Origin of the sequence: Tannerella serpentiformis (genome assembly GCF_003033925.1) — a bacterium.
Classification (GTDB): domain Bacteria; phylum Bacteroidota; class Bacteroidia; order Bacteroidales; family Tannerellaceae; genus Tannerella; species Tannerella serpentiformis.
In genome coordinates, this window is sequence record NZ_CP028365.1 from 1,090,197 (window position 1) to 1,112,448 (window position 22,252).

General features: G+C 57.6%; 14 protein-coding genes. 8 read left to right on the top strand and 6 right to left on the bottom strand.

The features are described 5' to 3' along the window. The first annotated feature begins 20 nt into the window (after positions 1-20). The 4 genes from C7123_RS04465 (at position 21) to C7123_RS04485 (ending at position 5,757) form a co-directional block, all read left to right on the top strand. Positions 21-383: a DUF488 domain-containing protein gene (locus C7123_RS04465; protein WP_069175914.1), complete on the top strand. Its 363-nt coding sequence runs from the start codon at positions 21-23 to the stop codon at positions 381-383. A 183-nt stretch (positions 384-566) separates the two neighbouring features. Next, positions 567-2,051, top strand: a complete 1,485-nt coding sequence (locus tag C7123_RS04470) for a hypothetical protein (protein WP_216820864.1) — start codon at positions 567-569, stop codon at positions 2,049-2,051. A gap of 154 nt (positions 2,052-2,205) precedes the next feature. Continuing rightward, complete coding sequence (locus C7123_RS04475) at positions 2,206-3,825, top strand: OmpP1/FadL family transporter (protein ID WP_069176430.1); 1,620 nt, start codon at positions 2,206-2,208, stop codon at positions 3,823-3,825. Positions 3,826-5,160: 1,335 nt separating this feature from the next. Beyond that, complete coding sequence (locus C7123_RS04485; RefSeq protein WP_037981142.1) at positions 5,161-5,757, top strand: RNA polymerase sigma factor; 597 nt, start codon at positions 5,161-5,163, stop codon at positions 5,755-5,757. A gap of 120 nt (positions 5,758-5,877) precedes the next feature. Here the strand turns inward: C7123_RS04485 and C7123_RS04490 are convergent, their stop codons facing one another. The 5 genes from C7123_RS04490 to C7123_RS04510 form a co-directional block, all read right to left on the bottom strand. Next, positions 5,878-6,171, bottom strand: a complete 294-nt coding sequence (locus tag C7123_RS04490; RefSeq protein WP_069175917.1) for a methyltransferase RsmF C-terminal domain-like protein — start codon at positions 6,169-6,171, stop codon at positions 5,878-5,880. 116 nt (positions 6,172-6,287) lie between these two features. Beyond that, positions 6,288-6,581, bottom strand: a complete 294-nt coding sequence (locus C7123_RS04495; protein ID WP_069175918.1) for a methyltransferase RsmF C-terminal domain-like protein — start codon at positions 6,579-6,581, stop codon at positions 6,288-6,290. 116 nt (positions 6,582-6,697) lie between these two features. Beyond that, positions 6,698-8,068 carry a methyltransferase RsmF C-terminal domain-like protein gene (locus tag C7123_RS04500; RefSeq protein ID WP_069175919.1) on the bottom strand — a complete coding sequence of 457 codons (1,371 nt, stop codon included), beginning with the start codon at positions 8,066-8,068 and terminating at the stop codon, positions 6,698-6,700. 90 nt (positions 8,069-8,158) lie between these two features. Continuing rightward, positions 8,159-9,172, bottom strand: a complete 1,014-nt coding sequence (locus tag C7123_RS04505) for an aspartate-semialdehyde dehydrogenase (protein WP_037982055.1) — start codon at positions 9,170-9,172, stop codon at positions 8,159-8,161. 263 nt (positions 9,173-9,435) lie between these two features. Continuing rightward, entirely contained in the window at positions 9,436-10,836 is a 1,401-nt protein-coding gene (locus C7123_RS04510) for a DUF6383 domain-containing protein (protein WP_159049834.1), read from the bottom strand. Between the two features lie 210 nt (positions 10,837-11,046). Between C7123_RS04510 and metA the strand changes: the two genes are divergently transcribed. From metA to clpB, 3 genes are all read left to right on the top strand, one after another. After that, entirely contained in the window at positions 11,047-11,979 is a 933-nt protein-coding gene (gene metA / locus C7123_RS04515; RefSeq protein ID WP_069176431.1) for a homoserine O-acetyltransferase MetA, read from the top strand. 3 nt (positions 11,980-11,982) lie between these two features. Next, the gene (locus C7123_RS04520) at positions 11,983-13,815 is read left to right on the top strand and encodes a peptidase U32 family protein (RefSeq protein WP_069175921.1); all 1,833 of its coding nucleotides are present in this window, start codon (positions 11,983-11,985) and stop codon (positions 13,813-13,815) included. Positions 13,816-14,219: 404 nt separating this feature from the next. Beyond that, positions 14,220-16,808, top strand: coding sequence for an ATP-dependent chaperone ClpB (gene clpB / locus C7123_RS04525; RefSeq protein ID WP_069175922.1), 2,589 nt, complete (start codon positions 14,220-14,222; stop codon positions 16,806-16,808). 93 nt (positions 16,809-16,901) lie between these two features. Here the strand turns inward: clpB and mnmE are convergent, their stop codons facing one another. Beyond that, a complete protein-coding gene (mnmE, locus tag C7123_RS04530) occupies positions 16,902-18,290 on the bottom strand; it encodes a tRNA uridine-5-carboxymethylaminomethyl(34) synthesis GTPase MnmE (protein WP_069175923.1) in 1,389 nt (462 codons plus the stop codon). Positions 18,291-19,177: 887 nt separating this feature from the next. Between mnmE and C7123_RS04535 the strand changes: the two genes are divergently transcribed. Then, positions 19,178-21,124, top strand: coding sequence for an ABC-F family ATP-binding cassette domain-containing protein (locus C7123_RS04535; protein WP_069175924.1), 1,947 nt, complete (start codon positions 19,178-19,180; stop codon positions 21,122-21,124). The last annotated feature ends 1,128 nt before the right edge of the window (positions 21,125-22,252 follow it).

Consider the following 22,252-nt stretch of genomic DNA (forward strand, 5'->3'; position numbering starts at 1 on the left):
GCACCATAAACATTCAGATAATGACGCCCTGCATTCAAATCAAACGCGTTTACGAGGCTGCCGATCCCGCTGACGGCTATCGCATTTTAGTCGACCGGCTGTGGCCGCGTGGTATTCGTAAAGACGCCCTGCCCTACGACCTCTGGCCCAAAGATCTCACCCCAAGCCCTGCACTCCGCCGTTGGTTTCACGAAGATCCCAACGGACGTTGGGCTGAATTTAGCCAGCGCTACCGATCAGAGCTCGCCACCGCCCCCAGCGTGGACGAAGTGATCAGCCGCATACGGCCATACGACACCGTCACGCTGCTCTCCGCCGCTAAGGCGACAGACCACAACCACGCACTCATTCTGCGCGACTTTTTGACCCAGAGGATGGGCTAAAACGTGGCCAGCCGAAAGCGTTCGGGTTGTTAAAGTATATCGGCCTGCAAAACCGCCCTCCGAAAGATGCGTACGTTTGTCTCTCGTAAGGAATCAACGGTTTAGCAGCCACTTAAACTTCAGCAATGTACCCCGTCAAACGGGGACAAGAACCACACATTAATCAACGAGGAGATTACGATGATGAAAACGATGAAATCAGTCTACCTGACCAGCCTCTTGCTGCTCGCGGCCATCAGCGCCACGGCCCAAGAGGACTACTACGACGACGTGTATTTCTCCACAAAGAGCAAAAAGAGAGAACGCACGGACGAACGACGCATGTCGGCCTCTGACCGGCCCGCGTCACGCCAGCGCTACGATCGGGATCGCGACAACTTCGACAGCGATCGCGATGTGGATGCCTACAACCGCCGCTACACCGACAGCTCGACGGCGGATTATAACGACTACGACCGTGACGCTCGCGACGACAACCGCAAGGCCAAGGCGAGCGAACGCCGCGGCGACAATGAGTACTCCGAACGCATCATTCGCTACCATTCCCCGAGCAAAATCACCATCACCGGCGCCGACAACGTGGATCTCAATCTTAGCGACGGATACTACTCCTACAGCTACGATACCGACTACTCCGGCGGCCGCACCAACGTGAATATCAACGTAAACGTCGGCAATGGCTGGGACGCTTGGTATTCATGGTACGACCCATGGTTTTACGGCGGATTCTACTCGCCCTGGCGATCAGCCTGGCGCTGGCGCAACGCCTACTGGGGGTGGAGCTTCGGCTGGGGGGGATTCTACGCCAGCTGGTATGATCCCTGGTACGACCCGTGGTATAGCGGCTGGAGCGGATATTATGGCGGCTACTGGGGGTATCGCTGTGCCGACTATTACTATCCCTACTCGTCCACAACCAACAACTACTATTACGGTTGGGACAACGGAAACCGTGACACCCGCCGCGACTACTCATCGCGATCGACCACCTACCGCAGCTCTTCTGACGGCGGCAACTACAGCGACGTCTATTCCACGCGCTCGACCTCCACACGCTCCTCATCCGACGGATATACCCGGAGCGGCCGCGACGCCTCGAGCCGAAGCTCCAGCTACAGCCGCACGGCGGACGACATCTACAGCAGCCGCAGCTCATCCTCACGCAGCTCATCCAGCTACGACGGCAGCAGCACGCGCTCTTCCTCGCGCAGCTCCGACAGCTTTTACGACGGCGGCAGCTCACGATCCTCGTCCCGCAGCTCGTCCGGCGGATACTACGACGGCGGCAGCAACGGCTCCTCCTCACGCAGCTCGTCAGTGTACGAAGGCAGCAGTCGCAGCGCCTCGTCACGGAGCTCATCCGGAGGCTATTACGACGGCGGCAGCAGTCGTTCGTCCAGCATCTACAGCGGCAGCAGCACCCGTTCGTCGGGCTCGTACAACGGCAGCAGCACCCGCTCCTCCGGCTCCTATAGCGGCAACAGCTCACGCTCCAGCAGCTACGACAACAGCTACGGCAGTTCGCGCTCGAGTAGCTCCAGCAGCTTCGGTGGAAGCAGCACACGCTCCAGCAGTTCGGGCAGCTTCGGCGGTGGCGGAGGCAGCTACAGCGGCGGTGGCGGAGGCGGCGGAAGCAGTCGCTCCAGCAGCGGCGGCGGAAGGCGCTAAAACGATGTAACCGTAGGAAAAAGTTTGAGCTATAAGCTCTCATCACCATCCATCATAGCAAAGCAAAGAGCGTGTGGCGGCGGTTCATCCCGTTCGGCACACACTCTTTTTTTATGACACGTTAAACCAAAAAAGAAGAACAAAGCAGATGAAGATGAAAAGGATCTATGTGGCAGCGCTGCTCAGCCTGAGCGCCGCCACACTTTGGGCACAGCAGGAAATGGACGCCTACCGCTACTCGCCGATGGATCTCAATGGCACGGCCCGATCTATCGGTATGGGGGGTGCGTTTGGCGCATTGGGCGGAGATATGTCCGCTATGTCGCACAACCCGGCCGGAATAGCCGTCTACCGCAGCTCCGAGCTCCAGACCACGCTCGCCCTGACCCGAACCGACGCCGACGCCACCTGGACGGGTGTGAAGGACAGCAAGGGCCTGGTGCGGATGCGCTTCGACAACTTCTCGTACGTCGGCTATGTGCCCACGGGCTACGACAGCGGCATCAAGGCCTGGAACTTCGGCGTGGCCTACAACCGCGTGCGCGACTACAACCGCGCCTATCACGTGACGGGCCGCCCCACGCGGTCGCTGGCCGACTACGCCGCGATGCGCACCTCCACCGCGCGCGAACAAAACGGCAGGATTTTCGGCCTTTCAGAAGACAAATTGGCAGCCAACTCCGCGTATAACGACCTCACCGGCGATTGGCTCTCCGTCCTCGGCTACAAGGCGGGCTTTTTCGGAACCAGGTACAAAGATCTTAACGACGTCTACGGCAGCAGTTTTGGTGCCTACAACAGCAGCGGCATTTGGACCTCGAACTCGCCAAGCCAATCGACGATGGAGATTAACGAAAGTGGACAAATCGTGGAGTACAATTTCTCGGGCTCGATGAACATCTCCGACCGCGTCTTCCTCGGCGCCACCGTCGCCGTGACCGACATCACCTACCACCTCAATTCGGCACAGCGCGACGACTTCGGCGCTAATAATTACGCCGCCCTCCAAAACGCGCTCGAAACCGACGGCTCGGGATACTCCATCAACCTCGGCGCCATCATCCGGCCCATCGACGAGCTCCGTTTGGGCGTGGCTTACAACTCCCCCAAATGGTACCGCATGACGGACTACTACTACGCCTCGGCCCAAAGTTATTCCTCCGCTGACGCCAAGAAGCCGCTGATGTCCAGCTCGACGCCGCAAGACAAGGGCTCGTTCAGCTACGCCTTCCGATCGCCAGACCGCTGGATCTTCAGCCTGGCGGGCGTGGTGGGGCAAACGGCCCTTTTGAGCCTGGATTATGAGCTGACCGACTATCGAAAGATGCGCCTCGGGAACCGCGACGACGACACCTATTACAGCGACATCACGCAGCAGGCGGAGCGCGATTTCAAAGTTGGGCAGACGCTCAAGCTGGGCGCCGAATACCGCGTCACACCCCAGTTCTCGGTGCGCGCCGGCTACGTCTGGCAGGCCTCGCCGATGCAGGGACGGCTCACCGCGGGCGGCGAAATCTTCACCTCCGGGACCGTCACCCACTACTCCACCGTCGGCACCGCCAACACCTATACCGTAGGCCTCGGATACCGCTTCACGCCTAACTTTTACGTGGATTTGGCTTGCCTCTACCGCAGCGCCGCGGAGCAGCTGCACCCCTTCTCCGACCTGCCCATCACCGACGCCTCGCGTCACCTCAGCGCCCTCAGCGCGGACGTAGCGTCGACGCAAATCAAGACCACGCGCACGCTCCTGACCTTCGGCTATCGCTTCTGAGCCACAAGCCGTTGGCCGCTTTGAGCCACATCGATTAAACCGTACACAGCGCGCCTCGATGGCGCCGCGAAAACCGTAAGGAGCCGGATGACAACCTCATCCGGCTCCTTTTTTCATTCTGCCACCTTCAGCCCAAAGCCGCAGCGCATCGTCTTCCCCTAACGCCCGTTCCCCTTCGGATAAGTATCGCTTCAATACGTGATACACAAAAAACCTCAGGCGGACAGAAAAATCAATTCGTCGAGGTTCCATAGCTTTAGAAAACGTATCCTTTCAATATGTGATACGAGAGAAATCCTCAAGCAAACGAAAGAATCAACTCGTCGAGACCTCATAGCTTCAAGAGATATATCTCTTCAATACGTAATACGAGAAAAAGCCTCAGGCGGACGGAAGAATCAATTCGTCGACGCTCCATCGCTTTAAGAAATGTATCCCTCCAATATGTGATATGATAGAAAGCCTCAGGTAGACGGAAAAATTACTTAGTCTGCATCCAATTGCCTAAGGAAAATGAGTGATTTCACCGTCGAGAGCAAAAAGCCTCAGGCAAATTGAAGAATCACGCTGGAAAAATCAATTTGCCTGAGGCAATTTCGCATTTCCAGTGAAGAACATCAATTTGCCTAAGGCAATCCGGAATTTCCAGTGTGATTCTTCAATTTGCCTGAAGCAATTTCGTCTCGCCAGCGTGATTCATCCTTTAGCCTAAGGCAAATTGCTCTCGACAGTGATAAGCTCCAATTTTCCTTAGGCTTTTAAGTCTTACATTTTTCAGATTACGCATCTCTCAGCTTCCTGCGGACAATTCAACAGTTGAAGGGTATTTGCCTTAGGCTTTTGAGAGGTGTATTTTTTCAGATTCTATCTGTTTAAGGCTTTGGAAGAGTAGCAATCTATGACGTGTAATTCCTCAACTCTCTCGACCGTGTCTCTATATGTATTATCCTTTTGCTTAAGGTTTTACACGAATAACCCCAAGCGGAAACAGCCTACTATAAACTACGTACAGCTTCGAGAGAACAAACCTTTGATTGCGTATGGCAATGGACATAGCTCAGCAACGAACGACATCACAAATAGCAATATTTGTCTATTTTTCCCGCCTCCATCAGCCCACCTTCCGCCTTTGGGCCATTGATCTGAAAACGAAGCCACGGGTTTTGTACAAAATAAGCCGCATTGCGCGCGCGAACGCCGGCCGAGGCTTGGCCAGCAAGGCCTTTCTGCGTTACTTTGCAGCCGTCAAATAACAAAAGAATCCATCTATTAATCCCCCCAAATCCCCCGCTGCCTATTGCAAGACATTACTCTTAAACCAAAACTAAAGACGTAATGAGTAAAATGAAATCGGAGACCGACGAGACGTTGGTTGCGATGTATGCGAACGGGAATAACGACGCTTTCGACGCGCTATTGGAGCGCTATAAACAAACGATCCACTCGTACATTTATTTCAGCGTGCGTGATTATGATTTGACGGAAGATCTCTTTCAAGAGACCTTCATGAAGGTGATCACGACCATCCGCCAAGGGCGATACACCGAATCCGGCCGCTTCAAGGCGTGGATCACGCGTATCGCACACAACCTCATCATCGATCACTTCCGCCAAGAGCGCAACGAGAACACCATCTCGAACGACGAGGTAGCCGTGGATCTTTTCAACGATATGCGCTTCAGCGACAAGACGATAGAGGAAATGTTGGTCAACAAACAGGTGTTCGAAGACGTCAAGAAGATGATCCGCTTTTTACCCGCTAATCAGCGCGAAGTCTTGGAAATGCGCTACTATGAAGAGCTGAGTTTCAAGGAGATCGCGGCCCGCACAAGCGTCAGCATCAACACGGCCCTCGGCCGCATGCGTTACGCCATCCTGAACATGCGACGGATGATGGCCGAAAACCGCATCGAGCTTTCGCTCTGCTCCTGAGCGCAGCCACAGGTCGGGAGGAAACGCCTTCGTGGCAACACAAAAAAGTCCTGCCGGACGAGAAGAGCCCACTTGCTCCTTTCGTCCGGCAGGACTTTTTTTCACGTCAATTATTTCGTTCTAAATCAACTTCTTACGGATTCTCCACTCATCTGGGAAGAGGTTGTTCGCCCGCGGCCCAAGCTGCTTCATGAATCCCAGCGGCAGGCCGCCGTAGGCGGCCAGGACGTATCCGCGCGGCACATCGGCCGAGAGCGAGAGTGCCTCGCGCCGCAGGTATCGGAGGGCCTCCGGCCGCGGGAGGTCGACCGTCGCAAACGCCTCCGGACGCAGCGCCGTGCTCAGCGCCAACGCCGCCGATGGCACGGCGTCACGGCCCTTGACCTCACCCAGCGGAACGCCCGCAGTAAGCACATGGATAGGTCGGAAGGAAACGCCTTCGTGGCAACACAAAAAAAGTCCTGCCGGACGAGAAGAGCCCACTTGCTCCTTTCGTCCGGCAGGACTTTTTTCTTCTCACCTATTTCGGCCTAAATCAACTCCTTACGGATTCGCCACTCATCCGGGAAGAGGTTGTTCGCCCGCGGCCCAAGCTGTTTCATGAATCCCAGCGGCAGGCCGCCGTAGGCAGCTAGGACGTATCCGCGCGGCACATCGGCCGGGAGCGAGAGTGCCTCGCGCCGCAGGTAGCGGAGGGCCTCCGGCCGCGGGAGGTCGACCGTCGCAAACGCCTCCGGCCGCAACGCCGAGCTCAGCGCCAACGCCGCCGATGGCACGGCGTCACGGCCCTTGACCTCACCCAGCGGAACGCCCGCAGTGAGCACATGGATAGGTCGGAAGGAAACACCTTCGTGGCAACACAAAAAAAGTCCTGCCGGACGAGAAGAGCCCGCTTGCTCCTTTCGTCCGGCAGGACTTTTTTCTTCTCACCTATTTCGGCCTAAATCAACTCCTTACGGATTCGCCACTCATCCGGGAAGAGGTTGTTCGCCCTCGGCCCAAGTTGCTTCATGAATCCCAACGGCAGGCCGCCGTAGGCGGCCAGGACGTATCCGCGCGGCACATTGGCCGGGAGCGAGAGTGCCTCGCGCCGCAGATAGCGAAGGGCCTCCAGCCGCGGGAGGTCGACCGTCGCAAACGCCTCCGGACGCAGCGCCGAGCTCAGCGCCAACGCCGCCGATGGCACAGCGTCACGCCCCTTGACCTCACCCAGCAGAACGCCCGCAGTGAGCACATGGACGTGCGCCTCGAGCTCCGTCACCACGTCGCGAAACGCCCGCGGAAGGGCCCGCACACGTCCGTCCGCCGTGCGTTCCAGGGCGTAATCCTCCGGCGCCACAAGCCACCGCTTCATCTCCTCGGGCACAGCCGCCGCAGGCTGACGGCGTGTCGGTCGCAAACGCGTAGCGCGCAGCGGACCGTCGTCCGGTTTTCGGATCACAGCCAGCGTAAATCCCTCGCCACGTGTGCGATGGGGCCAAAACCGACAGATAGGCAACGTCCCCGTCAGCGCACCGCCGACAGCCCACGCCTCGGGCGTATCGACCGGCAGCACCTCGGCGCCGAAGGCGTCCGCGAAGGCGTGGAGATTGTCCTCGTTCTCCTCCGTATTGAACGTGCATGTCGAATAAACGAACAGTCCGCCCGGGCGAAGCGCCGGCCAGACGTCATGCACAATGCGACGCTGCCGAGCGGCGCAGAGCCTCACCGCCTCCAGACTCCACTCCGCCCGCGCCGACGGGGTCTTACGAAACATCCCCTCGCCCGAGCACGGCATATCGGCCACAATGAGGTCGAAACGGTGTGTCAGCCGACCGAAATCCTTCGCGTCAGCCTGGGTCACGACCACGCTCGGGGCACCCCACTTGGCCATGTTTTCAGCCAAAATGCGACTGCGGCTGCGGATCGTTTCATTACTTATCAGCAGACTACCCTCGGGCAACGTGCTGATCAGGTGCGTCGACTTGCCACCGGGCGCAGCACAGAGGTCAAGCGCCACGACCGGCTCCGTCACGTAACGGCCGACGGCCCTCTCGAGGAACATAGAGGCTGCCTCCTGAACGTAATAGGCGCCCGCATGGAGCAGCGGATCGAAAGTGAAGGCGGGCCGCTCCGTGAGGTAACGCCCTGTCTCACACCACGGCACACGGTCCCCCACCGGTAGATCTTGCCCGTCCGTCGCCTTCCGAGGGTTCACACGCAAGCTGACCGTGGGCGCGCCCTCTAATGCCCGCTCAAAGACCTCGTAATCGTCGCCCAGCAGCCGGCGCATGCGCCCTGCAAAGACGTTGAGTAAGGACTCTTGACTCATTTTGTCGCTATCAAATGACATTTTGTCCGAACACAAAACGGGGAGAACGAATCGCGTCCGTTCTCCCCGTAACTTTCGGCTATCGATCGATCACTTTCCGATGTTTCCAGCCTGGATCAAATATTCGGCAATTTGCACTGCATTGAGCGCTGCACCCTTCTTGATTTGGTCACTCACAGTCCAGAATATCAAGCCATTCGGGTTAGCGAGGTCCTTGCGTATTCGGCCGACGTAAACCGGATCATGTCCGGCCACGAAGAGTGGCATGGGGTAGTCCTTTTTGGCGGGATCGTCCTGCAACACGATGCCCTTGTCAGCTGCAAACGCCGCGCGCGCCTCTTCGACAGACACGGGCCGCTCCGTCTCTACCCAAATCGCCTCGCTGTGTGCACGCATTACCGGCACCCGCACGCACATGGCGCTCACTTCGACGTCGGAGTGCATGATTTTGCGCGTTTCATGATACATCTTCATCTCCTCCTTCGTATATCCGTTGTCGGTGAAGACGTCGATCTGCGGGATCAAGTTGTAGGCCAGTTGGTAGAAGAATTTCTCTACCACCGGCTCCTCTCCTTGTGCCAACTGCATGTATTGCGTCCGCAACTCGTTCATCGCCTCTGCACCCGCGCCACTGGCCGCCTGGTAAGTCGACACATGCACACGCCGAATGTGCGACAGCTTCTCGATCGCATTCAGCGCCACAACCATTTGAATCGTTGAACAGTTCGGGTTGGCAATGATTCCCTTCGGACGTTTGAGCGCATCCTCCGGGTTGATTTCGGGCACTACCAACGGAACGTCCGCATCCATACGGAATGCGCTGGAATTATCGATCATCACCGCACCGTGCTTCGTGATCGTCTCCGCAAAAGCTGTGGACGTTCCTCCTCCAGCTGATACGAAAGCCACGTCGACTCCACGGAAATCGTCGTTATGCTTCAACTCTTTTACTGTGTATGCTTTCCCGCGGAATTTATATTCGCGCCCCGCGCTACGCGACGAACCAAAGAGCACAAGCTCATCCACCGGGAAGTCTCGTTCTTCGAGTACCCGAAGGAATTCTTGTCCCACTGCGCCACTGGCTCCAACAATTGCCGTTCTCATCTCTTACTCTTTTTTCTGATTAGAATATCCGAGGCGTTTAGCCACCTCTGCGTAATAATATCTGCGTTTGAAACGGCCGCAAAGATAGGAAAACAGCAATGCGGCTCTCGCTCTACAACAGCACACTCTCGGATGAATCTGCATGGTCTGTATGTATGCAACAAAGGCTCTATGGACTCTCCGACGTCCCCAAAGACAAAGGGCCCGAAGCCTTATTCAGCTCCGAACCCTTCTGTTCTAAATCTGGAATCTAATCCGTACGATTAACGAACGGCCACCTTATAAGCCTTGCCGTTATTCAGCGATACAACATAGATACCAGCCGGTACAGCCACGCTCTTCGTCTCACCTGCAGAGAACGTCAGGCTACGGTTCAACTTACCAAGTACGTTGTACACGTTCGCTCTACCAGAAACAGCTGCCGTAACGTAGAGTTGTCCGTTCTCACTCCATACACGCGTTCCGGCCACTTCAGTGTTAGACTGCGTATAAGAGAGTTTCACTGTCAGATTCTCCTGAACGCGACGTACAGTATATGTGTATGAACCATCTGCATTTTTCTTCCACAATACACCTCTCGCATCGGAAATCACCTTGTCACGACTCGTTGTGACATTCGGCACATTAGATCCGGTCGGACGAACAGTGAAAGTGAAATCACTACCACTATTTATCTTGTTCTTGTACGGATCTACCGTTCCGCCATCTCCATTCTCAATGGTTACTTCTCGTGTAACTACAGGAGGATTCGGTTGACTTTGTGCTTCAATCACCTGATAGCTTCCGCATCCGTTCGGAACTCTTACCAAGACAGGTACATCCCTACCCATATCTGCAATGTCTCGAGCATTCAGATCGACACCTTCAGACTCGCATGGCAACCATGTAGCACCGCGGTCCAAACTGTAGTATGCAGGAGCAACATAGAATACGCTGTCTCCACTATGGATGGAAGTATCCTCCCAGCTTGACCAATGCTCGTAAGGATCGCCATTAGCACCGTTTACCAATGCTCCACTCCATTTGAAAGCAAAACGTCCAGTATCTCGAGGTGAAGGATCTACCTTCCTGAGATTCGTGATCTGAGGAAGGTTAAAGTACTGATACAAGAGAGTATCAACCTTCTCAATGGCACCTCCATAAGCTGAACCAGTCCACTCACTACCTACTTTAACCTGAAGTAGGATATCACCGAGATAGCCATCACGCAAAGTCGGCTCGCCATCACTCAATTTGAAGTGCTTAAAGTTCATCGACAGAACAGTCTTAGCTGTATCATCCGGCAGTTTGATCGTATCGAACTCCGTATACACCTTATCTGTAACCGCATTTACAATGTAATGCCGTCCCAGATGGTCTTTCGGCATATTCTTGTAGACGATCCGACGATTCTTTCCAGCAGGGATGATGAATGCCGTATCTACCTGTACTGCACATCCTTCATAAAGACGAATACGAGTGCTATCGAGCCAAGCAGCAGTCGGATCACTTGGGCGAGGAGCTGCTGGACGATTCGGAAGATGCCTAATTGTGGTATCATTTCCTCTCATTACCATATCCCACATGGGATTCCACGGCTGACCTGTCAGCTGTGCGCTTGCAACAGATGAAACCCCAACCAGGGCACCCGCTGCCAATAATAACGTAACAATTTTCCTGTTCATATACACACTTGTTTAATGGTTAAAAATTTGATGGCAAAAGTATGCCTTCGGAAGAAAACAAGGAAATTCTCGCACGAAATAATTATCGAAAGCCCTCGATAAGGAGACGTAGCAATAGGCGCATTCGCACTGTCCGTAATGCCTTTCTACCATTTGCTACATTTGCCGCCCGATCAAAAATCACCCCAACAAGCAAGGGAAATCAAGTATATGCCACTCAATCTACAGAAGAATCTGCCGGCCGTAGAGCTACTCAAGACGGAACATATTTTCGTGATGGACTCACTCAGAGCCAACTCGCAAGACATCCGACCTATACGGGTGGTCGTGCTCAATTTGATGCCACTCAAGATCACCACCGAGACCGATTTGGTGCGGCTGCTGAGCAACACACCGCTACAGGTGGAGCTGGAGCTGATGAAGATCAAGGGCCACACGTCCAAGAACACGCCGGTGGAGCATATGCGCGAGTTCTACCGGGATTTCGACAATATGCGAGATGAATTTTACGACGGTATGATCGTCACTGGGGCGCCGGTAGAGCGGATGCCATTCGAGGAGGTGAGGTATTGGGACGAGTTGACCGAGATCTTCGATTGGGGACGTACACACGTGACGTCGACCTTCTATATATGCTGGGCGGCACAGGCGGCGTTGTATCACTTCTTCGGCGTACAGAAACACGACTTACCGAGCAAGATGTTCGGCGTCTTCCGCCATACGATGAACGAGCCATTCCTGCCCATCTTCCGCGGCTTTGACGACGAATTCTATGTGCCACACAGCCGGCACACGGAGGTGCGACGTAGCGACATGGTCGGAATACCCGGGCTGACGTTGCTCTCAGAGAGCGATGAGGCGGGCGTCTATATGGCGATGGCGCGTGGGGGGCGCGAGTTCTTCATCACCGGGCACTCCGAGTACGCGCCCAATACGCTCGACGATGAGTACCGACGCGACCTTGCGAAGGGCTTATCCATCGCTCCACCCACGGGATACTACGCGGACAATGACCCGTCGAAGCCACCCATTGTGCGGTGGCGGGGGCACGCCAACCTGCTCTTCTCCAACTGGCTCAACTATTACGTCTATCAGGCTACGCCTTACCACCTCAACGACATCCGTCACTTAGGCGACCTCTGACCGATGGCCCGACCTATCGAACTGCTGGCTCCGGCCAAGGATCTGGCGTGCGGCCGAGAGGCCATCCTGCATGGCGCCGATGCTGTCTATATCGGTGCTCCCAAATTCGGCGCACGCGCCGCGGCTGGCAACTCGCTTGACGACATCCGCGCACTCTGCGATTTTGCCCATATATATAATGTGTCGATCTACGTCGCCCTCAACACCATCCTCCGCGACGACGAGCTGAAGGAGGCCGAGCGCATGATCCATCAACTATACGACGCGGGCGTGGACGCGCTCATCGTGCAGGACTTGGGACTGACACGGCTTGATCTCCCCCCGATCGCTCTGCACGCCAGCACGCAAATGGACAACTGTACGCCGGAGAAGGTCGCCTTTTTGGCCCAAGCGGGCTTCGAGCAGGTGGTGCTGGCACGCGAACTGACGCTCCAGGAGATCCGTCGCATAGCCGACGCCACGCCGAAGGATGTATCGCTTGAGGCCTTCGTCCACGGTGCCTTATGTGTCAGCTACAGCGGCAGATGTTACCTCAGCTCGGCCCTCACGGGACGCAGCGCTAACCGCGGCGCATGCGCGCAGTGTTGCCGACTGCCCTACACAATGGTCGACACAGACGGACGGACGATAGCTCAAGACAAGCACTTGCTTTCGCTCCGCGATATGAACCGTTCGGACGACCTCGAGGCTATGATTGCCGCCGGCGTTTCCTCGCTCAAGATCGAGGGCCGACTGAAAGACGTGGCCTACGTGAAGAATGTCACCGCTTACTATCGCCAGCGACTCGACGAGATTCTGGCGCGCGATCCGTCGCTCCGACGGGCGTCCGACGGACGATCCACCTACACCTTCGAGCCGCGGCCGGAGAAGAGCTTCAACCGCGGCTTCACCGACTATTTCCTCCATGGGCGCAGGCCCGACATCACCTCGTTCGACACGCCCAAATCGATCGGCGAACCCCTTGGACGCGCCAGTGCAAATCGTGGCGGTGGACTCATCGTAGACGGCACAAAGCCGCTCCACAACGGCGACGGACTGGTCTTCTTCAACCCGCGAGGCGAGCTCGAAGGCTTCCGAGTGAACCGAGCTGAGGGTCGGCGCATTGTCGCTGCACGCATGCCGGCCGTCAAGCCGGGCACACTGCTCTATCGCAACGTCGACAGCGCCTTCGAGGCTGTTCTCGCCAAGCCATCGGCCGAGCGCCGCATCGCCATCGACATCGTGTGGAGTGACACGTCGGACGGCTTTGTGCTCACCCTGACGGACGCCACGGGATGCGGCGTGACCGTCACGCGCACCTTCGCTGCCGAGCCAGCCGTCAAACCGCAAGGGGAGAACATCCGCACCCAACTCTCGCGCCTCGGCACCACACCTTTTGAGGCTGCGCGCGTCACCGTGGACATGCACGAGAACCTGTTCGTGCCCTCCTCACTGCTCGGTGAAATGCGTCGCGAGGCCGTCGACCGACTGCTGTCCGAACGCCTCGCTCGCCGCACACGTCGCAGGCGTCGCGCCGAATCCCCGACCGCCGTTTACCCCAGCTCCACAGTCGATTACACGGCCAACATCAGCAACGCCAAAGCCGAGGCCTTCTATCGCAGCCACGGCGTGCGCACCGTCGAGCGAGCTTACGAAGAGCAGCCCCGCGCAGGTGTCCCACTGATGTTCACGCGCCACTGCCTGCGTTACAGCATGGGCTGGTGCCCGGTACACCAACAGGGCCGGTCACCCTTCCGCGAGCCGTATTATCTCTTGCACGAGGGGACACGCCTCCGGCTCGAGTTCGACTGCGTGCGCTGCGAAATGCGGGTCATCAACGAGCCCACGCAGCCGTAATTCCTATTCCGCTCGTCGGCCGGTAAACCCTGGCAGGCGGCCTGACAACATCGCCGGAGTGTCCGGTGGCCCCGGCAGGCGGCCTGACAACATCACCTGAGTGTTCGATAGCCCTGGCAGGCGGCCTGACAACATCACCTGAGTGTTCGATAGTCCTGGCAGGCGGCCTGACAACATCACCTGAGTGTCCGATAGTCCCGGCAGGCGGCCTGCCAACGTCACCGGAGTGTCCGACCACTTTGGCAGGCGGCCTGCCAGACTTCACACCTAAGAGATCAGCCTCGTCGATCAGATCGGCGGGGCTTTGTCCTGTCATTTTGTCACCATCCATTCCACGGCACCAGATTTGACCATAGGGGGCTCCAGAAACAATCATCAAACAGTAAATAAAACGCATAACACATATGAATCTGAACAATTTCACGATCAAATCGCAGGAAGCGGTGCAGAAGGCGGTAGAGCTGGTCGGCCAGCAAAACCAACAGAGCATCGAGGTCACGCACCTCTTGAAAGCTGTCATACTGACAGGTGAGAGTGTGGTGAACTTCCTCTTCCAAAAGTTAGGCATCAACCCGCAAGGATTGAACGCGGCGCTGGATCGGAAGATCGCCTCCTATCCGAAGGTGGAGGGCGGCGAACCCTACCTCAGCCGCGAGGCCAACGCGGTGCTGCAAAAAGCCGTGGACTATTGCGGCAAGATGGGCGACCAATACGTGTCGCTCGAACACATCATCCTGGCGCTCTTCTCCGAGCGTAGCGACGCCTCGCAAATGCTCAAGGACGCGGGCATGACCGAGAAGGAGCTGCGCGCGGCCATCGACGAGCTGCGGAAGGGCAACCACGTGACCAGCCAATCGGCCGAGGACACGTACGACTCGCTGAGCAAATACGCCATCAACCTGAACGAACGCGCACGGTCGGGTAAGCTCGACCCCGTGATCGGACGCGATGAGGAGATCCGACGCGTGCTCCAAATCCTGAGTCGACGGACAAAGAACAACCCGATCCTGATCGGTGAACCGGGCGTCGGTAAGACGGCCATCGCTGAAGGGTTGGCGCACCGTATCGTGCGCGGCGACGTGCCCGAGAACCTGAAGAGCAAACAGATCTTCTCGCTCGACATGGGCGCACTGATCGCTGGAGCGAAGTACAAGGGCGAGTTCGAAGAGCGACTCAAGGCCGTAGTGAACGAGGTGACCAAGTCCGACGGGCAGATCATCCTCTTTATCGACGAGATCCACACGCTGGTGGGTGCAGGCAAGAGCGACGGCGCGATGGACGCGGCCAACATCCTCAAGCCGGCCTTGGCACGCGGCGAACTGCGAGCCATCGGCGCCACGACGCTCGACGAGTACCAGAAGTATTTCGAGAAAGACAAGGCCTTGGAGCGGCGTTTCCAGACCGTCATGGTGGACGAGCCGGACGAGGCAGACACGATCTCCATCCTCCGCGGACTGAAAGAGAAGTATGAGAATCACCACAAGATCCGCATCAAGGACGACGCTATCATCGCGGCCGTGCAGCTCTCCTCGCGCTACATCACCGACCGCTTCCTGCCCGACAAAGCCATCGACCTGATGGACGAGGCGGCGGCCCGTCTGCGCATGCAGGTGGACTCCGTGCCCGAATCGCTCGACGAGGTATCGCGCCGCATCGCCCAATTGGAGATCGAGCGTGAGGCCATCAAGCGCGAAGACGATCAGCCGAAGCTCGAGCAGCTCAGCCGCGAGATCGCGGACCTGAAGGAGGACGAGAAGAAGCAAAAAGCGCGCTGGCAAAACGAGAAGGAGCTGATCGACCGCATCCAGCAGAACCGCATCGACATCGAGTCGCTGAAGTACGAGGCCGACCGCGCCGAGCGCGAGGGCGACTATGGCAAGGTAGCCGAGATTCGCTACGGGCGGATCAAGACGAAAGAGGAGGAGAACGCCGACATCCAGCGCCAGTTGCACGAGATGCAGGGCGCCTCGGCCATGATCAAAGAGGAGGTGGACAGCGAAGACATCGCCGACGTCGTCTCCCGCTGGACGGGCATCCCGGTGAGCAAGATGTTGCAAAGCGAGCGCGAGAAACTGCTGCACTTAGAGGACGAGTTGCACAAGCGCGTCGTAGGTCAAGACGAGGCCATCCGCGCCATTGCTGACGCCGTGCGCCGCAGTCGGGCGGGGCTGCAAGACCCGAAGCGCCCCATCGGATCGTTCATTTTCCTCGGCACTACGGGCGTCGGTAAGACGGAGCTGGCCAAGGCGCTCGCCGAATACCTCTTCGACGACGAGAACATGATGACGCGGATCGACATGAGCGAATATCAGGAGAAGTTCAGCGCCACGCGGCTCGTCGGAGCGCCTCCGGGATACGTCGGTTACGACGAGGGCGGACAGCTCACGGAGGCCATCCGGCGCAAGCCCTACTCCGTGGTCCTCTTCGACGAGATCGAAAAGGCGCACCCGGACGTCTTCAACGTGCTGCTGCAAGTGCTCGACGACGGCCGCCTGACGGACAACAAGGGCCGCACGGTGAACTTCAAGAACACGATCATCATCATGACCAGCAATATGGGTTCGTCGCTCATCCGCGACCGTTTCGAGCAACTGACCGACGAGAACCGTGAGCGCGTCGTCGCCGAAACGAAGTCCGAGGTGCTCGACCTGCTGAAGAAGACCATCCGTCCGGAGTTCCTCAACCGCATCGACGAGATCATCATGTTCACCCCGCTCACCGAGCAGGAGATCCGCCAGATCGTCGGCTTGCAACTCAAGGGCGTGGAGCGCATGGCCGCCGCCAACGGCATCGCGCTGCAATTCTCCGACACCGCCGTGGCCTACCTCGCCGAGAAGGGCTACGACCCGCAGTTCGGCGCCCGCCCCGTGAAGCGCGCCATCCAAGAGCTTGTCCTCAACGAGCTCTCGAAAGAGATCCTCAGCGGCAAGATCGACCGCGGCCATGCCGTCAAGGTGGACTTCCGCGAGGGGCAGCTGGTGTTCGGCAACTAACAACTAACCGTTTCAAGCGCAAAGTCCTGCCGGCAGGCGGAGATGGGTTTGCCCGTCTCCCCAGCCGGTGGGACTTTTCGTTTTTCACCGCCCCTACTTCCCGATGCAGAACTTGGAGAAGATGTTGGCGAGCACCTCGTCGGTGACGATCTCGCCGCCGGTGATCTCGCCGAGCGCGTGGAGGCAGTCGCGCAGATCCTCCGCGAGCAGATCGCCCGGCAAACCGTCGCTGAGTCCCGCCAGTACGCGTCGGATGGCCTCGCCTGCGCGGCAGAGCGCCTCGTAGTGGCGCACGTTGGTGACGATCACGTCGTGCGTGCCCACCGTAAGCGTATCGGCCAGCTCGACGATCCGCTGCTTCACACGCTCGATGTCGGCCGGCTCGCGGCAAGAGATGTGGATCGCCTGCACGTTGTCCGTCGTGTGGATCGGGCTACGGCGGGCCAGATCGTTCTTCGTGCCGACCATCAGCACGGGCTTCTCGTAGCGCCGCAGCCAGCGGCTGGCCTCGAGCCAATCGTCGGCCGTGCTGTCGGTCAGGTCGAGGAGGTAAAGGATGATGGCGGCCTGATCGGCCTTTTCGAAGCTACGAAGGATGCCGATCTCCTCGATGCGGTCCGTCGTGCGATCGCGTAAACCGGCGGTGTCGATGAAGCGGAAAAGTCGGCCGTCGAGGGTGAGTGTCTCCTCGATCGTGTCGCGCGTTGTGCCGGGGATGTCTGAGACGATGGCGCGCTCCTCGTTGAGCAGCCCGTTCAGCAGCGTCGACTTGCCCACGTTTGGTCGGCCGATAATGGCCACAGGCAACCCGTGTCGGAGTGCATTGCCGGCGGCGAACGAGGCTGCCAAGGTGTCGATGCGTCGGGCGATGCGATCAGCCAGTTCGCCAAGGCGTGTGCGGTCAGCAAACTCCAGCTCCTCGTGATCGCCAAAGTCCAGCTCCAGTTCCACGAGCGAGGCAAATTCGAGCAACTGTGCGCGTAGCGTGGCCAATTCGTCGGAGAATCCGCCACGCATTTGGTTCATCGCCACGCGATGCATACCGGCCGAAGTCGATGCGATCAGGTCGGCCACAGCCTCCGCCTGCGAGAGATCCATACGCCCATTGAGGAAGGCGCGTCGGGTGAACTCGCCCGGTGCGGCAGCGCGCGCTCCGCCGTCGATGAGCCATTCAAGGAGGCGTTGTTGGATGAAGGTCGAGCCGTGGCAAGACAGCTCCACGGTGTCCTCACCGGTGAACGAATGCGGGGCACGGAAGACGGTAGCCACAGCCTCGTCGAGCAGTTCGCCATCGCGGACAAGACGGCCGAAGGTGGCCGTATGCGAGCGACGCTCGGCGAGCGGTACACCCGAGCGAGGTTGGAAAAAACGGTCGCAAAGCGTGACCGCCTCCGGTCCGGAGACGCGCACGATGGCCAACGCGCCACTTCCCGCAGGCGTGGACAAGGCGCAGATGGTGGAGAAATCGAGGTGGGTGTTCATAAGAGGATATTGTTTCATGGCAAAGGTAGCCCCCGATATAGAAACCCCATCGGGTGCTTGTCGCACTATTGCCTCTGTTTTTCGCCCGCCACGAAGTCCATTTGCCCGAAAACCTCGCACAATCACTCCAACGGGAATCGTGTGGGCCGAAAGACTCGCACAAACACTCCACCGGAAAGTCTGTGGGGCGAAAACCTTGCACAATCGCCCCAACGGAAAGTCTGCGGGCCGAAAACCTCGCACAATCGCCCCAACGAAAAGGTTGTCGGCCGAAAACCTCGCACTATCGCTCCAACGGAAAGTCTGTGGAGCGAAAGACTCGCACAATCGCCCCAACGGAAAGTCTGTGGCCTGAAAACCTCGCACAATCGGCCCAACGAGACGGTTTTGGGGCGAAATACTTGCTCAATCGCTTGCCACGAAAGTGTTTGGGCCGGTTGTCCGCCGCAGGCTTTCCGTGATTTTATGGCTGAGCCACAGCCTGAGGCTTTCGGTCGCTGTTTCGGAAAGCGATGGCCGACCGTCGGCTTGGGGTTGCCTACGCGGTCGGTGATCCAAGACCTTCGGCGAGAGATGCTCCCGTTTTGTGATCCACCATAACCTTCAGAAAAGTGCGGCTCCGTTTTTTTGATCTTCCCAAAGCCTGAGGCAATGGTGCCCCACCTATGTCTATCCTCCCAAAGCCTAAAGCGGATGGCCCCTTCCGTCGGTGGCGAAGTGCAACCTCGGGCTGCAGGCTATTTGCGGGCGCGTCTACCTTTGCGCGCGTTTTTTCGCTGGAGCGCCGCGGTCGATCTCTACGGAGGACGGGCGCCGCGTACCTATTATATAATGTGTAACCCAAAGTGGCGGGCGGACGTCCCGCACCGATAGATAGTTCCTTTTTTATGATCTCAATCGAAGGTTTGACCGTCGAATTTGGCGGATTCACACTGCTGGACCACCTCTCGTTCGTGGTGAACAAAAAAGACCGGATCGCGCTGGTCGGAAAAAATGGCGCGGGCAAATCGACGCTGCTCAAGATCCTCGCCGGATTGCAACAGCCGACAAGCGGTGTCGTCAGCGTGCCGCGTGACACGACGATCGGCTACCTGCCGCAGCAGATGCAACTCGAGGATAAACGTACCGTGCGCCAAGAGGCAGAGCTGGCTTTTGCACATATCCACGAAACGGAGGCGGCTGTCGAGCGCCTCAATCGGGAGCTTGCGGAGCGCTCGGATTACGACAGCGAAACGTACCACACGCTCATCGAGCGCATGACTACGCTCAGCGAACGCCTTCAGCTGATCGGCGCCACGAGTTATCAGGCGGAGTTAGAGCGGACGCTGCTCGGCCTCGGGTTTGCGCGCGACGACTTCGACCGGCCCACGGCGGAGTTCAGCGGCGGATGGCGCATGCGCATCGAGCTGGCTAAGCTGCTGCTCCGGCGGCCGGACGTCTTGCTGCTGGACGAACCCACGAACCATCTGGACATCGAATCCATCCAGTGGTTAGAGCATTTTATGGCCACGTCGTCCAATGTGGTGGTGCTCGTTTCCCACGACCGAGCGTTCATCAACAACACTACGCGCCGCACACTCGAGATCGAGCTGGGGCACATCTATGACTACAAAGTGAAGTACGACGAATACGTACAGCTCCGGCGTGAACGACGCGAACAGCAGCAGCGGGCGTATGAAAACCAACAAAAAATGTTGGCCGACACGGAGGCTTTCATCGAGCGTTTTCGATATAAGGCTACGAAGGCGGTGCAGGTGCAATCACGCATTAAACAGTTGGCACGCGTGGAGCGGATTGAGGTCGACGCCGAGGATACGGCCATGCTCCACCTCCGCTTTCCGCCGGCGCCGCGCTCGGGCTCGTATCCCGTGATTGCGGAACATCTCACGAAACGATATGGCGACCACCTCGTCTTTTCGGACGCCACGTTTACGATTCATCGCGGAGACAAAGTCGCCTTCGTGGGGAAAAATGGCGAGGGAAAATCGACGCTCGTCAAGTGTATCATGGGCGAGATCGCGGATTATAGCGGCACGCTGCGCCTCGGTCACAATGTCCGAATTGGCTATTTCGCGCAGAATCAGGCCCAACTCTTAGACGAAACGAAGACCGTCTTTGAAACTATCGACTATGTGGCCACGGGCGACATACGGACGAAAATTCGTGACATCCTCGGGGCGTTCATGTTCGGCGGCGAGGCGTCGGACAAGAAAGTCGGCGTGCTTTCCGGCGGAGAGCGCAGCCGGCTGGCCATGATTCGGTTGCTGCTCGAACCCGTCAATCTGCTGATCCTCGACGAGCCGACAAACCATTTAGACATGCGCTCGAAGGACGTGCTCAAGGAGGCGCTCAGCGACTTCGACGGGACGCTCATCGTCGTCTCGCACGACCGCGAATTCCTCGACGGATTGGTGGATAAAGTGTACGAGTTCGGCGGGGGCCGCGTCCGCGAGCACCTCGGGGGGATCTACGACTTCCTCGAGCGCAAAAGGATCGAGAATTTGCGTGAGTTAGAGCGGCGTACGGCTGCGCCTGCCCAGTCGGTGTCGACGGAGGAAAGCGGAGCGCCGTCGGCCAAGCGATCTTATGAGGAGCAAAAGGAGCAGGCGCGGAAGATCCGCCGATTGGAGAAGGCCGTGGCCGACGTCGAACGCGAGATTTCCGATTTGGAGCGCCGCAGCGCCGAGTTGGAAGCGCAAATGAATACGCCTGAAGGTGCCGCCGATACGTCGCTTTTCGCCGCCCATAACGATCTGCAAAAAGCGCTCTCCGACGCGATGGATCGTTGGTCTGAGGCCTCCGAGACGTTAGATGCGGCCAAAAACGAGTCGTAGATCGCTCTAATCTTCAGGAAAATAGACATCGAAAAAAGTAAACGCCTGACAGCCTCGAGCCGTCAGGCGTTTTTCTTTTTCTGCACTTAAAAACCTCAGGCAATTGGGCGGAGACACCGTAAAAACACGAAAGCCTTAGGCTAAAGGCCGATTCACGCTGGCGAGAGCGTTTTGCCTCAGGCAAAAATGCATTTTCAACTGGAAACACCAATTTGCCTCAGGCAAAATGACATTTCTCGCTGGAAACATCAATTTGCTTCAGGCAAAACGCTCTCGCCAGCGTGAATCGGCCTTTAGCCTAAGGCTTTTGGCTCTCACCAGTGAAAGCGCATATTTGCCTCAGGCTTTTAACGCTATTCATTGGAAATTCCCATTTGCCTGAGGCTTTTGAACGTCGAAAACGAGAAACAGGCTTTTGCTCGAGGCTTTCTGACCCCACAGCGGCGAGTAACAATTTTCCGAAGGCTTTCTTGCGATACAAAAATTGACAACCCAAAGCGGAAGGTTACGGTTCACCGACAAAGTCGGCGAGCGAAAGCCGAAGGCTGACCTTCATCTAAGCGTTTTTGGTCAGAAAGCCTTAGGCTGTGAATCACCCATAAAATCGCGGATTGCCTGCGGCGGACAACAGGCCGAAACACTTCCGTGGCGGCTGATTGTGCGAGTTTTTCGCTCCAAAACAACCCCGTTCGGCTGATTGCGCGAGTCTTTCGAGCCACAGACTTCCCGGTGGGCCGATTGTGCGAGTCTTTCGCGCCGCAGACTTCTCGTTGGGGCGATTGCGCGAGTTTTTCGCGCCACAGACTTTCTGGTGGGCCGATTGCGCGAGTCTTTCGCTCCAAAAACTTCCCGGTGGGCCGATTGCGCGAGTCTTTCACGCCACAGACTTCTCGGCGGGGCGATTGTGCGAGTCTTTCGAACCACAGACTTCCCGGTGGGCCGATTGCGCGAGACAATCGTTCGCCAAGAAACCTTTTCGTGGGTGCGATTTTTCAGTTCAGTTCACCGGCTAGTGTAAAAAACAGCCATCTTTGCCACCCCGAAATTTAACAGAAGAGGGAACACGGTGAACCACACGAATAGAAACAGCATGTTTGACGCGCCCCGCAGCTTCGCCCCTGCGGCCGG